Origin of the sequence: Rubripirellula obstinata, assembly GCF_001642955.1 — a bacterium.
Taxonomy (GTDB): Bacteria; Planctomycetota; Planctomycetia; order Pirellulales; family Pirellulaceae; genus Rubripirellula; species Rubripirellula obstinata.
In genome coordinates this window covers 1-16,510 of the sequence record NZ_LWSK01000020.1, presented here as the reverse complement: position 1 = coordinate 16,510, position 16,510 = coordinate 1, and the positions used below count along the sequence as shown (strand labels likewise).

Below are 16,510 nucleotides of genomic sequence, written 5' to 3'. Positions count from 1 at the left end.
AAGTTTGACCTCCCAATCGGGGAGGTCAAATGGTACGCGATTGACTTGTGTAGTGATTGGTATCGCTCCCCCAGCAAGCAACTTGATGCTGGCTGGCAGTAAGGACCGTCGAGCAACAAGTGGCGGGACAATAGGTACCGAAAGTCGCCAAGACTTTCGGTTTGAGTTGCCGAAACTCTTGGCGAGTTTCGCTACGCCACTTATTGTTCCGACAGTCCCAAAGGCTGCGAACCTTCGGCCTTGCGTCGCCAATCTGGCCTCTTGATAGCTCAGGGACTGGATTCAGCGGTGAAGCGAATGTTGTCGATATTGAATCGCGAACTGTTCGATGCACGGGTGTAACCACCCGCGCTGAACGAAAGGTAAATTTTCTTGCCCACGTTCGCATCGGTGATCGTGAAGTCGCCTGGCGCGAACGACGCAGATTCGAACTCCTTTTGAGGTGGTCCCATCGCAAACGTCTTGCTGGCGATCGAAGTTAAGGTTCCATCGAGCGAGTCGTCACTGGAAGTAAAGACAAACACATCAAACTTAGCCCCACCGACAAAATTGTCTGTCTTTTGCCAATCAAACGTTAGGTTCAATTGATCCCCTTGTTTCAGTGCATAGCCGGTGTCCAAAATCCCGCCAGCGGGCGATCGCTCCGCGGGATTTGGACGAACCTGAAGCGAAAAACTACCGTCGGAGGCAACCGTCTTTGTCGCGGTCACACGGGTCGTTGCTGCAATGGTGTCGGTTCCATCGATCGTTAACTCACCGGCACCCACCCAAGCACCCGGCTGGCCTTTGTCAGTCAAAGCCTCGCCAGAATCGTCAAATTCAAAGCTGCCGTTGCCATGTTCATAAGTGCTGTCGACCAGCACCGTTTCTTCAGCAGTCGCTTGCTGGGTGGAAAGGATAGAGGCGAACGCAACGGTCAGCAGCACGACAGCGCAAAAGGGGCTAGTTTTCATAGGTTTCAGTCCGCAAAAACAGATCATCAATAGGGATTTGGATCAGTCTTACAAGACCGATCGGAGGAACACTCTCCCTCCGCTGATACTGTCCGTGAGTAATCCTAATCTAACCCTGCTGAGGCCTGGGAATTTATGGAAAAAGACTAAACCTGCTGACTTGCCCGCCATACTGTCGTCGGCTTTCCGTCACTCTTCCACAGCCACGCCACAAATGGGTGAATACAGAAAACTTTGGTGCCTGAGGGTGTAGCAACCCGACGCCGTGAAGGGTTTCTAAATTGTTTAACCGCGTGGGCATCGCCCCGCGCGTCCACCCGGAACGAAACGCGCGGGGCGATGCCCACGCGGCTAAACAAAACAATGCGTTTTTCCTGGATAAAAACTCTTCTCGGCGTTGTGTAGCAACCCGACGCCGTGAACGATGCCACGCCCGAGTCATCGATCACGCAGCGTTTCTTGCATGGCGGTCGTTTAGAACTCCCATCTCTTGACTGCCTTGCCACCGGATTGCAGTTCGATGTCGGTGAGGCTCAGTGGTGCTTTGGCGGTGGTGAGGCCGATCCACAGACTGAAGGGCTTGCCTTCAAATTTGGGGATCTCGATGGAGTAGTCTTTCCATTGGTCGGGTTCGCCCAGTTCAAATTCCACCTTCGTCGTCAATCGTTTTCCACGTGTTCCCGATTTCAACAACACCTGCGCCTTGCCCGTGGCTGGCGTTTTCATTCGGAACGAAACACGATTGTCGCCGCTTTTGAAATCGGGCAACCTGGCGGTCAGTGTTTGCGTGGCGGTCGGGCCGGCTGTGACGGTCATCGCGCCCTCGGACACGCCTTTTTCACAGCCTTTGCTGACGATCCATTCGTTGACGCCACCGGATGGGATCGGTGGACCGCCGGCGTCCGGTTGACGTTCCATCAGCTTGCTTTGGATCGAATAGGTTCCCGCGACAGCTTCGTAGACGCTGGTGTTATCTTCGTCGCGAAGTTTTTTCATTTCGTCGACTCCCCGAATCGAGGCGACGTCATCGGCGGGAATGTGAACCTCCGCGACCGCGTTGGCTGGAACGGTAAAGCTCCAATCGAACACGCCGTCATCGTAGGTCCAATGGCTTTTGGCGATGCCCGCGGGAGTCTGCAAGCTGGCCGCGACATGGTCAAGCTTTCCGGATCGCGGAACCTTCGGTGACAAAATCATGCCGCGTCCCATCGGTTGGTCTGGATCGTACCCGAGACCGGCGAGCGATTTGATCATCCAGCCCGTCGGATGCCCGAACGCCCAGAAGTTTTGCCCAACCTTCATTTGAATTTCGCGATCAACACTGTACAGCTCGTAGTAAGTCGTCGCATCGTATTGCTCCACCGACCAAGCTGGCCCGGGATAGTCCGTGTTGACCAGCATCTTGTAGGCATCCTCGACGTATCCGTATTTCGCGAGCATCGGATAGACCTCATAGCTCATGAATCCGCCGTCGTACTTGTGCCCGTTTTTTCGGTAAGCGTCCGCAATCGACGAAGCAACCGCTTGGCATTCTTTTGGGTCGGTGATGATCTTGTACGACAATGCCAAACTGTCGTAGGTCGCGTTGCCAAAGGTATGATTCTTGGCGTCGTAGTCTCGCATGATGGCCGCATGAATCTTGTCGGCATAGTCGCGGGCATGCGCGGCGTCGTCGGGCTTTTCCATTGCATCAGCCATCGCTGCGAAACGCCGCTGCGAATCGAAGAACGTCATGCGAGCGATGATGCCTGCGTTGCGCGGGCTGCGTGGGACGCCGAACGGTGCCGCATGATCGGCGAGTTGTTGGTGGACGGGATAGTAGTTTTCGTCGCAGTTGTTCTCATAGAAGCTCAGGAAATCTTTTGCTTGTTGATAGTACAACCGCGTTGGTTCGGCGTCTTCAAAGAACTCCAAGATCCGCGAAGTCAACAACAGCGGCGTGGCGCTCCAGTTGAACGAGTTGGTGTAGGTCGATATTCGCAGCCCCACACCGATGTGCCCCGGCAGGTTCTCCTTGGTCTTGCGTCCGGTCCACCACAACGTGTTCATCAGGCGGTGGTTGTTCTGCCAATCGAAGGTGCAAACCGCGGTGTCGAACGAGTAGATGGATTCCAGTCCCCACAAACAGCGTTCGCGAGGCATGTCGCCTGACATGTGATTGACATAGTTTTGAAACGTGCGGACTCCGTTTTCAAACAGCCGGTTCAACATCGAATCCGACGATTCAAACGCGGCCAGAGTGTCGGCTTGGGTGTGAACGGTGTAGGCCACCAGTTCGCCCGCCGGCGGCGGTTGCGACAGACCACTGACTTCAACGAATCGGAACGATTTTGGATTGAAGATCGACTCATACACTCGCGGCTTTCCGTCGCAGATCAGTTCGTCGTATTGCATCACGCCGTGACAAATCCAATGGCTCAGCGGAACGTTTTCCAGCACACCATCCTCGGCGTACTCGGTATAGCGCAGCCGCACGACGGAGTCCGCTGGCTCGTTGAACTTCAACCGAACGGTTCCGTGGATGGTTTGGCCAAAATCAAACAACCACGTCTTCTCGCCGGTTTGCCATTGCTGAACCACCGGCAGTTGCTCGTTGCGTTTGACCGGATTGACATCCATCGCGACCAGCTTGGGCGAACGCGGCGGCAGCGTCTGGACATCCTTCCAACCCTCTTGCTCATCAACGCTCTTCCACGAGTCATGTTGCAAACGATAGTCGAGGCGTTCTCCCCGATAGATATTGGAAAGAACGATCTCGCTTTCCCTCCACTGCCAACTGTCGTCGCTAAGGACCGTTTGGGTTGATCCGTCGCCGTATTCCAACGACACCTTGGCGATCAGGCCGGGGTGACCGTACGAAAAAGCGGTACTGAATCCGCCGACCTGATGGTACCAACCACTGTCCAGCAGAACCGACAAGGCGTTGTCACCGGGCGTCAGCATCGACGTGATGTCGTGGGCGGTGTAGTACGCGAACTCTTCGTAGTCGGATTGCGGTGACGAGAAAAATACGTCATCGACCAATTCGCCATTGATGTAAGTCAGTCCTTGGCCCAGAGCACATAGATACAGCCGCGCACGAACAAGGTCGTCCTTGACTGTTAGTCCCTTTCGCATCCACACCGGACCGTGACTGGATTGATGATGCGAAATGGTGGTGCCGAATTTTGAACCGTCGTAGGCGTCCAAGACGGTTGCCATGACCGCGTCTTTTCCGCCGGAGGAAACTTTCCATTGGTCACCGGATTGAACAAGCTGCTCGGTGCCGTCGGCGAAGACGATCTGCATGCCAATGGTCATCGCATTGGCAGGCCGACGAATTTCGATTTCGATACGATTGTTTTGTCCAGGAACGAGGTCAGTGGCAATGTCCATCGGACCGATACTGCGCGAACCAAACCGTTTGCGAAAACCCTCATACGATCGGCCTCGCGGAAGGCCCGCTGCGTTGTCTTTGTTTACCCACACGGTTCGCGGCAAATTCTTGCCTTGCGGAAAGTACTGATGCAGTTGAGCCGTCACGATCGGCTTGCTCGGCAGATCGAAATTGACTTCCAGGGAGTCAAACGTTTTGCCGTCGGCCGTTCCGATCCAAGGCCCCATCAACTCCGCCGGTGCAGGCTCCGGCGCACGGTGATCGCGGGTGTCGCCGATCCATTGGGCGTCGTCCCAGTTCTGATCCTCCAACAATCCGGCCTCGAACCAAGCCGGTTTGGACCATTCGCTTTGCCTGTCGTTCTCGTCCCAGATTTTGACACGCCAGTAGATTCGCTGACCGGGTTGCAGCGCGGGTCCGCCGTAGGCAATCTGATGACTTCGACTCTCAGCTACTTTCCCTGAGTCCCACAGAACCGCTCCAGTTTGCTGCCCGGTTTTTTGGGTCACCGCCACCACTTGGTAGGCCTTTTGCGCGGCACCCTGGCGACCCCCCGCTTCCATCCGCCAAGACAGCATGACGGGCTGCCGATCGATGCCAATTGGATTGACGCGATTGTCGGTCCGAAGATCGGTTGCAATCGACGAAGTGTCGGCCATGCAAAGTGTCGGCATCGACAACAGCAATACGACGAGTGATGCAGTTTGTTTTAGGTTCATGTTTTGTAAGTCTGTTTGAAGAGTCGGAAGCGATTGCTGATCGAGTAGCCCGGTAGTCTGACGACGAAAGATGTAGCGAAAGTCGCCAAGACTTTCGGCAAGTCACCATGCCAGCCGAAACTCTTGGCGAGTTTCGCTACCGGGAAAGCCCCGTCACTTCGAGACGACTTGAAATTCGATGTTCATCAGCTTGGCGACTTTTTCAAATTGCAACCGGTTGTGGCCAACGCTCATCGCGGCGTGATGAGTCGGTGCCAACGCAAACCACTGGTTCATCATTTCGCTGGGGCCGCGGTCGAATTTGACGTGCGTCATCGTGTTGCCAATCTTCAAGACCGGTGCCTCGATGGCATCACCCTGGTTGGCGATCATCCGCAACTTGCCATCACCGGTTTGCGTCAGGTTCAGCATCGTGACCGGACCCTTTTGCACCGTCGCTTCGACGCTGACACCGGTGCCCCACTTGCCGTGATACAAGCCCATGCCGCGGAGGATCGGTTTGCCGTCGGCGATCCCGATATGAAACGGACCGTCGTGACCCAAAATGATTGTGTCGTGGTTGTAATCGCACGCCACCAATTCGCTGTAGCTGCCGCCGACGCCAAGGATGTCGCAGATCTTCATCGCAACCGCCGTCTTCATATCGCCCTCGCCACTGCACGGGATGCCTTGAGCGGTCAACAACGAGTGTCCCAGGATGAACGCTTCTTGCAATTGCTGTAGCGAGTTGCCTTCACTGCCGCGGTAGTAATACGTCAACGCATCGAGATCAAATTCATGAACCAGTTTTTCTTGAGCCACCGCGACCCGGCAGGCAACATCCAATTGCTCGGGTTTGGGTTTGCGGGCCAACGGATCGGCCGGCGAATCTTCGCTGAGTTCAAACATGGCATGCGTTTGATCCAGTTTCGATTGCGTTTCGGACGGCGTCACCGATTGCAAGATCTTTTCCAAGTCGCACATTTCTAACACTTCGACGTGCATGCCGGTTTGCGCCGACATCATCGTAAAGTCGCTGTACATATCCAGCATGCCTGGGTAGGTGTGCCCCAGGAATCCCATTCGTCCGTCGTCCAACGTTCGCTTGACCGCCGCGGCTTTGACCCAAGCGTCGATTTCATCCCAAGCTTTGATCGCTTCGGGATGGTCGGCGGTGTTTTCGTCGGCCAAAGAAATCGCCGGCGTTTGCGAAAGCCCCAACAGCCCTGAAACCAAGTGAAAGTCGATGCCGCTGCGGTTGTAGGCGTTAGCGATTTCCGGGACACAACATCCGACGCAGTGCGCCAGCCATTCGCCGGTCGTCGTGGCGTCGTAGTTCATCGCCGCGGTCGGTTGCAAATTCAACACAACCACCGGCCGCTTGCACGTCCGCGCGATCGCAAGATGCGAAGCACTCATTGCATAGGTGGCCGCGTGACAAAAGATCAAATCAACACCAGCAGCGTTGAATTGCTCGGCCGCCTGGCGGGCACCTTCGTCGCCGTCGATCATGCCGGCGTTACAAACCTCCGCCGACTCGCCAATCCGTTCGGCGATAAATCGGTTGTAACCAAGCAACCGATCAAGTAGGCCGTCGAATTGGTTCCAGTAGTGCGCGTGCCCGAGTGAGTAGAGTCCGATGCGAGGACGCTTGGCGGGTTTGATCGGTTTGAATGTTTCCATGTTTGCGTTCGTCAATGAAGAGTGAAGGATGTTGGTTGGAAGTGTTTGGGGATCGGAACTCGACGCGTGAGCAAGGGACGCCTCCAAATCACAACCCGCTGCGTGAGCAAGGGATAGGCGGCGATCCCTCGCTTACGCTTCGGGTTGTGATGAAGCTCGAGTCGTGTTTGCAACATTACCCCGCCAAGTAATTGCCCCATCCGATCACCATCGTCGATGCGATCAGCGTGGCGATGCCCGCCCAAACTCGCCGGCGTGTACCGCGGCTGGTGCCTCGCCATTCGTGGAAAATGATTCCCCACAAGTTGCTCAGGATGATGATGAAAGCCATGTGGATCGACCAACTTGAAAACTCAAACTGCTCGCCGAGCTTGGTCGATCCCATGCCATAGAAAAAGAATTGTCCGTACCAAATCGTGCCACCCAACATCGACAAGCCGTAGTTGATCGCTTGGGAACCGAGCGGTCCCGAACGGTAATCGCCAAACGATCCGTTGCGAGCGTTCAGAATCAAACACCAAACCGCGTTGCTGGCGAAGCCGCCCAACAGAATCACAACAAGCGTCGCGTTGTTGGAAAAGATCGGCGACGTTCCTTTGGCGACCGACAAATCCGCGATGGGTTTTCCGGCGGCCAAACCGAACGCAAAACAAGCACTCAAAATGCCCGCCGCTGACGCGACCGCGAACCCTTTGCCGATCGCAAATTCTTTATTCGCGTCAGTCTTCTCTTCCTCGGAAAGCTCGGACTCCTTGCCCATGCCTGCCCAACCGCAAAGGGCGATTCCGACCAAGCAGGTTAGCACGCCGCCGACGATCACTTGGCCGGATGTCGTCGCCAAAATTTCGCCAGCGCTACCGTCAACGATCGGCGGCAACAGGGTGCCGAAGACCATGCAAAACCCGAGCGCGACGCTGTAACCGAGTGCCATGCCGAGGTATCGCACCGACAATCCGAACGTCAAATTGCCCAGCCCCCAAAGCAGCCCGAAGACGATGCACAACAGCCAAGCACGCGAGGGACTTTGCATCAGCACGTTGATCAAATCGGGCGTCGTGATGAAGGCGACCACCCATGGCGCGATCAACCAAGCGGCCAGTCCCATCACCAACCAAAAACTCTCCCATTGCCAACGCCGAACCTTCTTTAGCGGCGCATAAAAACTGGCCGCGGCCAGGCCGCCGATCGCGTGCAGTAAAATGCCCAGTGCGGGGTTGGGGGTCATGTTGATTCTTGGGTGTGAGAACGTTCGCGATATTCGCTGGGGCTACAATGTTCGTCTTGATGCAACAAAACTCGCAATCGTTCTTGATCGCCAAAACCAGACATGTAGGCGATCGACTTGATTGGCAGCGTGGTTTGTTTCAGCATCATCTTCGCACGCGTCAGCCGACAACGATTGATTTCATCCAGGATCGTGTGACCGAGTTCTGTGCTGAATCGGCGTTCGAGAGTTCGACGGGTACACGGCAACTGCGAAACCAAATGGTCCACGGTCATCCGGCGATGGCTTTGCGTCCAAATCAAACTCACCGCGTCTTTGACAAGTTCATCGCTGACTTGATTGAGGACAGAGTCTTTGACGCGGCTGAGAGGTTCGTCCGGCGGCAGGTTGCTTTTGGCGGGAACGTGGTCCAGCGTAACGGCCATCACCTGCATCGCTCCGATCCGAAGCGCAGCCGACTGGCCGGTGGGTTCACTTGCGATTCGCTGCAGCACGGTGTCAAAAGTCTGCTCGCACCATTCGACGTTGCTAAGCGGAATGACCGCGTGCTCAGGACTTAAACCACCTTCATCAAAAATCGTGGGCACGTCCTGGCCGTGAATCGAGATCCAACGTTCGGTCCAGCCTTGTTTGGGTTTCGGCTTGTAACGATGCCAGACGCCTGGGAACAGAATCACCAGTGCCGCGTCATTCCATTTCATCGTCCCGGTCGGTTTGGATTCAAACTCACCACCTCCGTCGGACAGCAAGATAATCTGATACTCCGGCAATTCACGACCTTGGCTCCACTGAAATTGATAGACCCCCGGATGTTCGACGGGAGGATAAGTCGCCCCCGAAACGATCCGGCGTCGTCCTCCACCGATCAGGTAAAGCCCCGATAGCAAGTCCGCATCGTTGATGGGCAGGTAGTGATGAAAATCGAACGGAGCTTGCAAACTAGAAAACCAGGATCCAGAGGGTGCATCACCTTTGCTTGTGACTTGATGACAAACGACAAGCCAACGCCAGAGTCTAAGTTCGGCGAACGAAGATGCAAATCGAGGCGGCGACAAAGCGTCGCAAAACGAGGCACGGAAACAGCGACAAGTCTATCGCCAAAGAGTAGACAATAGCTTTTCATCGCAAAATCCTATTGGAACACCTCGTTCGCAACTCCCTCAAAAACGTCGCAAAATGAGGCCTCGCAACAGAAGGTTCGACCTAGCACAGCAAGCTTAGGAACTGTCCCGAAATAACTTTCCGGTATTTCCCTAAGAACGAGCGGGGAATAAGTGTCGCCTTTCGCAGGGGACGTCGTGTTAATTATTGCCGGATTGGTGTCGTCACTCATCCCGAGGGAAGTCGAACAAATCAATGCAAATTGTCGTTGATCGATCTGCGATCATAACGCTGGTGAATAGTCCCGGAGGGCCGGAAGCTCTCTGCGATCCGCGATCATAACGTTCGTGAATAGTCCCGGGAGGGACGGAAGCTCTCTGCCGGGGATGTAAATCCCCGGATGGCAGCGTTATATCTCACCAATTCTCTGTCTCGGTTTCGCGGCTACGCCGCGAAACCGAGACAGAGAATTGATGTGGGCCAGCCATCCGGGTGCTCGCGCACCCGGCAGGGAGCTGCCGGCCCTCCGGGCCTAAGACGCAGTAACTGATGCGACGTCCCGAGCGAAAGGCGACTCTAAAAAGTCGTACGTTCCTTAGCCGTTTTTTACTGGACCAAAACTCCTCACGGCGTTACTCATCGCGAGGGAAGTCGAACAAATCAATGCAAATTGTCGTTGATCGATCCGCGATCATAACGTTCGTGAATAGTCCCGGTAGGGACGGAAGCTCTCTGCCGCGGAATGTTAATCCCCGGATGGCAGCGTTATCTCTCACCAATTCTCTGTCTCGGTTTCGCGGCTACGCCACGAAACCGAGCCAGAGAATTGATGTGGGGCAGCCATCCGGGTGCTCGCGCACCCGGCAGGGAGCTGCCGGCCCTCCGGGCCTAACGCGCAGTAACTGATGCGACGTCCCGAGCGAAAGGCGACCATAAAAAGTCGTACCTTCCTTAGCTGGGGCACTCAGGGTTCAGCCCATCAGGAGCTGTACCCAACGCGTAAAGAGTATTGGTCCCGTAAAACACGTGTCAGTTCGTTTAGCCGCGTGGGCATCGGCAGCTTCTCGAAGCGTCAACAATTCAAAGAACGCCGCGGTGACGAACCTAACCACCCCTTCAAATCGCCGTGACGCAATTCGTTTTGGAACACTGGTGGCACACAGCGATGTGTCAATAAAAAACACCGCCTAAAACCATGGTTTCAGGCGGTGTGTTTAGAAGAGCGGAGGACACGGGACTCGAACCCGCAACCGGTAAACCGGCAACTGATTTCGAATCAGTCTGCTTGCCAATTCGCTTATCCTCCGGGTCAACGGCCTATAGTGGCTTGCGGCAGCGGAATCGTCAAGTTGTCTGTCGCGGGCAAATCAATCGTGCCATGGGCGTTTCCCGAGGCCGAGAGTATCTGAGTTGCCATTTGTGACAGGCTGCCATCCGCGGAAAGAATCGCCTCAATCTGGGCCGCCTTGTCTCGAACCGCTTGGGAATTATCGCCTGAGACCTCAATACGACCTGATGCGTCAATGCTTAACGAGACGGCTTGGTCTGGACCAATCCCCAGAGTTGGCATCACCGATGCCATCACCTTGCGAGCGGATTCAACGAACTGAGTCTTCAGTTCATCTAGTCGAGCTTTTGAGTCGGGCGCGCTTTGATGTGCCTCGACAGACGGTTCGTTGCCCTGAAAGACTTCACTGAAGCTAATCGAATCAGTCGCCTTATCAGCCACGGCACTCGTCTGCTCAGCCACGACGTTGGCCACTTGCTGCACCGCGGTGGCGGCGACGCGAGCGGCTGCGATCGCGGCCGTGACAGTTCCAGACATCGGGGGAAGGGGAAAACTCAAAGAATGGTTAATCAGTGCTGGTGTTGCGTTTCGAAGCCGTACTCTTTGAGCCACTTTTCCCACTTGTGGGCTTCATCGTGAGTCTTCAATTCCATTTGTTTCCACTTGGGGCATCGGTATTGGACGTCGATGTGTCCGTTGTGGGCGTTCTGCTTGACGTCGCACCCTAGATTGGTCAACGTCGTGGAAATGGTCTTCGCTTTCTTGTCATCGTGAATGTGCTTGGTTTGCCATTTTTCAGCTCGGTACTTCACGATTTCGGCCGCGCCGACGTCACTTGCCGAAACAACAAAACAGGTCGTCAAAAAAGCGGTTAACAGAATCAGTCGTGGCAGCATCGGTGGGTTCCTGGTGGGAAATTGAATCGGAGGTGAAAGTTGAAGGTTGAAAGGAGAGTCGATCGTTTCGACTTCCGTATGCGAGTGGATACACCACGCGGGTCTCGGCGGTCAAGGCAATCAAAAAGCTATGCTCAACGACAAAGAATGAATGCTAAGGATCGAGCGGAAAATAAATGTCGTTTTTCGCTCCGCGAAAGTGCGTCAAATCACACTTTCGCGGAGCGAAAGGCGACTATAAGTAGCCGCTCGTTCTAAAGCGAAACCCAGCCCGGTCGGCTGGGACGTGAACCCCGACGACGATGGCTGGACACCAACGAAGGCATCCACAGGACCTGGTCCACGACGGCAATCAAAGAATTGGGATCGATCGGCTTGAACAGACATCGCGTGGGCTGGTAAGAGGCTTCCGCTTTTTTTTCCAAGCCAGCCCAGCGAGCGTCAGCCAACATGACGGCTGGCAATTGTTCGTAGCTTGGCACCGAACGCATTTTCTCGATCGTTTCCAATGCGGCCGCTGCATCATCGCCGACGTCGCAAACCAGCAGATCTTGGCGGCCCATTTCGAGCGTTTTCATTGCTGAATCTGAGTCACGAGCACAGACGCACCGGTAACCTTGGGTATCCAAGACCCCGGCCAGCGTCAGCAAGGACAATGGGCTGGCGTCCCAGACAATGACGGAGGCTTGCCTGCCAGATGAGCTGCCAGATGATCCGGCTTCATCAAATCGCTTGGGTTGTGATTCTTTCATAACCACCTGTTTAACGAGTCGCACGATTCTGCTGCAAGATCCCTCCATTAAATTGTGGGTGCGCCCAGCATGCTGCGGCTTGCAGACTTCGCTGGCTACCTGGACAATCCCGGAACGAGTCTAAAACTTCCCTTTTCACCCATGAATCACCTTCCGATGACGAACCAAGGCGAACCCGACACACTTGATCCTCGCGTTGCACGTCGCGAAAAGCTGAACAAAATCGTGGCGATGGGAATCGACCCGTTTGGCAAACGGTTTGATGATCGCGATCTGATCAAGAGCTGTCACGATCGGTCAGGTGAAGTGAAATGGACGAAGGCCGATGGCACCGAAGTCGCCCTGCCTGATTTCCAAGACGAATCGTTGGATTACCGTGGCTGGAAGTCCGAAAACGGTCCGGGTGAAGAATCGGGGCCAACGATTCGCGTGACCGGGCGAATCATGCTGCAACGTGGACAGGGAAAATTGTTCTTCCTGACCATTAAAGATTGGACCGGCGAAATTCAAATCTTCATCGGCAAGAAGCAAGTCGGCGAGAGCGATTTTGAACTCGCGGGCCTGTTCGACCTGGGCGACCTGATCGGTGCCGAAGGACGCTTGGGACGCACCAACACCGGCGAGCTAACGGTGTTTGCTGAAAAGCTGTACTTCCACACCAAGATGCTGGAACCGGCTCCCGACAAGCATGCTGGAATCACAAATCCGGACCTAAAACAACGGATGCGGTATGCCGACCTTGCGTTCAACGACGGAGTGATGGAAACGTTTCTGCAGCGAACTCAAATCGTCAAATCGATGCGCAAGACGCTGGACGATGGCGGGTTCTGCGAGGTCGAAGGGCCAACGCTGCACACGATCGCTGGTGGGGCCGCCGCTCGTCCGTTCAAGACGCATCACAACGCGCTGGACATGCCGCTAACCATGCGAATTGCATTGGAATTGCATCTGAAACGCTTGATGGTTGGCGGGATGGAACGTGTCTACGAAATCGGACGCGTCTATCGAAATGAAGGCATCGACACTTCGCACAATCCTGAATTTTCGCTGATGGAGTGCTATCAGGCCTACGGTGATTATCGATCGATGATGGATCTGACTGAAAAGATCATCATCGACGCCATTGATGCGATCGGCGGCGGTTACAAACGAGAATGGGACGGCAAGACGATCGACTTTACGCCTCCCTTCAAACGATCGACCTACGCCGAGCTTTTCCAAGCTGCCACCGGCGTTGATTGCAGTGACGAATCGGCGGTCATCGAGCTGGCCAAGAAGATCGGTCTGGATACCGATGGCAAACACGCCGACGTGGTGCGGAATGAAATCTTCGAGGCCAAGGTCGAAGACACGTTGGAAGGCCCCATTTTTGTGATGGATTATCCGGCCAGCATTTGTCCGCTGACCAAACGCAAGTCCGACAATCCGGAAATTGCCGAGCGGTTTGAGCTGTTCATCCTGGGCATGGAATTAGCCAATGCCTACACCGAACTAAACGATCCTGATATGCAGGAAGCGTTGTTTAAGACTCAATTGCAGGGCCAGGACGAAGAGGATTCGATGGCGAAAATGGACCACGACTTCGTCCGAGCCCTGCGGTACGCGATGCCGCCGGCGGGCGGGCTGGGGATCGGTGTCGATCGGTTGGTGATGCTGCTGACCGGTAAACGATCGATCCGCGACATCATTCTGTTTCCCGCGATGCGACCGGAGTGATGGGTGGCTGGTGCGGTAAAGGTTTAACCACGGATGGCTTTCGCGGGACCACGGATGTTTGCGCGTAGGCTGAGTGCGATCATCCGTGGTCCCGCGAAAGCCATCCGTGGTTATCTAAAATCCCACAAATCATTCGCACCGATTCGAGGCAAACATCGCTTTACGGCGGTGGTTGAACTTCCCTAGACTGCGATTGCTCCGTCAGCGGATGGCGGGCGGATGAAATTTGCCGAAGGAACGGCCGTATGTATCGTTTTTTACTGTGTTTTCGCTATCTGCGAACTCGTTACATCGCACTCGCATCGATTATCAGTGTCACGCTTGGTGTGGCGACTTTGATTGTGGTGAACAGTGTGATGGCGGGATTTTCTGCCGAAATGCATGACCGGCTACACGGTTTGGCGTCGGACATCCTGATCGAATGTCACACCAGTGGCGGGATGCCGGATCCTGACGAACAGCTTCGCAAAATCAACGAGGTTTGTGGCGATCAGATCGCCGGATCCTCTGTGTCCGTCCACGTTCCAGCGATGCTGGGCATTGATTTCAACGGTCAATTGGTCACTCGGCACGTCAACTTGGTCGGCATCGATCCAAAGACCTATGACACTGTTAGCCATTTCGGTCGTTATCTGCTGCACCCTGAAAACCAGGATCACGCAACGTTTGAGCTGCGAAAAACTGGCTACGCTCCCGATCGTGACAATTTTCCCCGCAGCGGTTGGGACTATCGACACGCAAAGACTCTTTATGAACGTGAACTAAAGATTGAACGAGAGCGGATGGCGGCACTGACCCAACCCGCTGTTTCCGAGAACTTGCCATCAGGACCTTCGATGAGCTTCGGGGCTCCCGGAGTGCTAAGCGAACGTGCCGACGGTCAAGTTGCCGAAGAGTTTGACCCCATGGTCGATCAGTTCCCTGGTTTGGTTTTGGGAATTTCAACCTGTAGTATTCGTTACCGTGACGAGGAAAACAATGTCATGGATCGATTCTATTGCCGGCCCGGTGACGACGTCCGCATGATGTTCCCCGGTGCGGCCGATGACATCAAAGTCGTCAACCAAAAGTTCACCGTCGTCGACATGTACGAATCCGGCATGAGCGAGTACGACAGCACGTTCGCTTTTTGCCGATTGGATCAGCTACAAAAATTTCGCGGCATGATTTCGCCAGAAACCGGAACACGCAGCGTCACGACCATTCAATTGAAACTTGCCGCCGGCGCGGACCTGAACGCGGTCCGGGATGCACTGCGACGTCGTTTCCCGCCCGATGTTTTTGCTTGGGACATTCAGACTTGGCGTGACATGCAAGGCCCGCTGCTTGCCGCCGTGCGATTGGAAACCATGATCCTGAATATCTTGCTGTTCTTGATCATCGCAGTAGCTGGCTTCGGAATCCTGGCGACGTTCTTCATGATCGTTGTTGAAAAGACCCGTGACATCGGCACGCTGAAAGCACTCGGGGCATCCGGCGGAGGCGTGATGAGCATCTTCTTGAGCTACGGATTACTGCTGGGGATTGTCGGCAGTGGTGCCGGCTTGGTCGGTGGCCTGATCTTTGTCGACAACATCAACAAGGTCGCCGGAGTGATTGAAAAGATTACCGGACAAGAGGTCTTTGACCCTACGGTTTACTACTTCAACGAAATTCCAACGATCATCCATCCGTTCACATTGGTGTGGGTCATGATTGGTGCCGTGACGATTGCTGCGATGGCCAGCGTGCTGCCAGCGATGCGTGCTGCCAGAATGCATCCGGTGCGGGCACTGCGATTTGAGTGAGACTTGAATAGGTAACAGAGCTCCATCCCAACCCGCTGCGTTAGCGAGGGATAAACGATGATCCTTTATCCCTCGCTCACGCTTCGGGTTGGGATACCTGACTCTAAAACACAATTGCGAAGACCCTATGAATTCTGAAATCGTTTTATCCGCTCGTGGCATCTACAAGAGTTACCACAAGGACAAGATCGAAGTTCCCGTGCTGCGAGGCGTCGATGTTGACGTTAGCACGGGTCTGGTCACCGCCTTGGTCGGTCGCAGCGGTAGCGGAAAAAGCACATTGATGCACCTGATGGCAACCTTGGACCAACCCGATCGAGGCGAAATCTACTTTCGTGGCGAACGCATGGACAATGCTAGTCGCCGTCGGCGAGACCAATTTCGCAACCGTGACATCGGGATCATTTTTCAGTTCTATCACTTGCTGCCAGAATTGTCGGCAATCGAAAACGTGATGGCACCGCAAATGATCGGACGCAGTCTGTGGAATTACTTCTGCAACCGCAAGGAAATCCGTAAACGCGCCGAAGCGATGCTGGATCGTGTTGGCTTGAATCATCGAGCGACCCACAAGCCGTCCGAAATGAGCGGCGGAGAAATGCAACGAGCGGCAATCGCAAGAGCACTGATGGCCGACCCATCGTTGTTGCTGGCCGATGAACCGACCGGCAACCTGGACACCGAAACGGGCCAAGAAATCCTGAAGCTGCTAGCCGAACTGAACCAAAACGATGGCCTGACGATCCTGATGATCACTCACGATGAATCGATCGCAGAGAACGCCGACGTGTGCCACCGAATGAAAGATGGTCAGTTGGAAACACGTGGGCAGACGTTGCAGGCTGCTTAATGTAGCCGAGTTTGTCCCAAACTCGATAATCGACACAGCTTAGTGTAGCCGAGTTTGTGCGTGAGCCGCAGGGTTCACGAACTTAGTCGTGAATCGGTGAAAGCCGGTTCACTTTAAACGGTGAGGTCGCCCAGAGGTGGCCGAAGCCTACCTCGGCTGGTCCGTTCTGGTCGAGAACTTGTTCC

The 16,510-nt window shown here is 54.9% G+C and carries 11 protein-coding genes and 1 tRNA gene; 3 read left to right on the top strand and 9 right to left on the bottom strand.

Features of this window, described 5'->3' with window-relative positions:
* Nucleotides 1-269: 269 nt before the first annotated feature.
* The 9 genes from RC85_RS08005 to RC85_RS07965 all read right to left on the bottom strand — a co-directional run bounded on the left by RC85_RS08005 (nt 270) and on the right by RC85_RS07965 (nt 11,972).
* Nucleotides 270-953 carry a hypothetical protein gene (locus tag RC85_RS08005; RefSeq protein WP_068260894.1) on the bottom strand — a complete coding sequence of 228 codons (684 nt, stop codon included), beginning with the start codon at nt 951-953 and terminating at the stop codon, nt 270-272.
* A 474-nt stretch (nt 954-1,427) separates the two neighbouring features.
* A complete protein-coding gene (locus RC85_RS08000; protein WP_068260891.1) occupies nt 1,428-5,048 on the bottom strand; it encodes a family 78 glycoside hydrolase catalytic domain in 3,621 nt (1,206 codons plus the stop codon).
* Between the two features lie 153 nt (nt 5,049-5,201).
* Nucleotides 5,202-6,725: an L-fucose/L-arabinose isomerase family protein gene (locus RC85_RS07995; RefSeq protein WP_238383106.1), complete on the bottom strand. Its 1,524-nt coding sequence runs from the start codon at nt 6,723-6,725 to the stop codon at nt 5,202-5,204.
* Between the two features lie 160 nt (nt 6,726-6,885).
* Entirely contained in the window at nt 6,886-7,935 is a 1,050-nt protein-coding gene (locus tag RC85_RS07990; RefSeq protein WP_068260885.1) for an L-rhamnose/proton symporter RhaT, read from the bottom strand.
* The gene (locus tag RC85_RS07985; protein WP_084422470.1) at nt 7,932-8,990 is read right to left on the bottom strand and encodes a helix-turn-helix domain-containing protein; all 1,059 of its coding nucleotides are present in this window, start codon (nt 8,988-8,990) and stop codon (nt 7,932-7,934) included. The genes RC85_RS07990 and RC85_RS07985 overlap by 4 nt, the downstream gene beginning before the upstream one ends.
* A 1,269-nt stretch (nt 8,991-10,259) precedes the next feature.
* A tRNA-Ser gene (locus tag RC85_RS07980) sits at nt 10,260-10,342 on the bottom strand.
* Nucleotides 10,343-10,345: 3 nt separating this feature from the next.
* A complete protein-coding gene (locus RC85_RS07975; RefSeq protein ID WP_068260879.1) occupies nt 10,346-10,861 on the bottom strand; it encodes a hypothetical protein in 516 nt (171 codons plus the stop codon).
* 32 nt (nt 10,862-10,893) lie between these two features.
* Nucleotides 10,894-11,220: a hypothetical protein gene (locus RC85_RS07970; protein ID WP_149752757.1), complete on the bottom strand. Its 327-nt coding sequence runs from the start codon at nt 11,218-11,220 to the stop codon at nt 10,894-10,896.
* A gap of 254 nt (nt 11,221-11,474) precedes the next feature.
* Entirely contained in the window at nt 11,475-11,972 is a 498-nt protein-coding gene (locus RC85_RS07965) for a response regulator (protein ID WP_068260876.1), read from the bottom strand.
* Between the two features lie 141 nt (nt 11,973-12,113).
* Here RC85_RS07965 and lysS point away from each other — a divergent pair, with 141 nt between their 5' ends.
* The 3 genes from lysS to RC85_RS07950 all read left to right on the top strand — a co-directional run bounded on the left by lysS (nt 12,114) and on the right by RC85_RS07950 (nt 16,325).
* Nucleotides 12,114-13,688: a lysine--tRNA ligase gene (lysS, locus tag RC85_RS07960; protein ID WP_068260952.1), complete on the top strand. Its 1,575-nt coding sequence runs from the start codon at nt 12,114-12,116 to the stop codon at nt 13,686-13,688.
* A gap of 245 nt (nt 13,689-13,933) precedes the next feature.
* Nucleotides 13,934-15,475 (top strand): ABC transporter permease, encoded by a 1,542-nt coding sequence (locus RC85_RS07955; protein WP_068260874.1) that lies wholly within the window; start codon nt 13,934-13,936, stop codon nt 15,473-15,475.
* Between the two features lie 127 nt (nt 15,476-15,602).
* The gene (locus RC85_RS07950; RefSeq protein ID WP_068260872.1) at nt 15,603-16,325 is read left to right on the top strand and encodes an ABC transporter ATP-binding protein; all 723 of its coding nucleotides are present in this window, start codon (nt 15,603-15,605) and stop codon (nt 16,323-16,325) included.
* Nucleotides 16,326-16,510 lie beyond the last annotated feature (185 nt).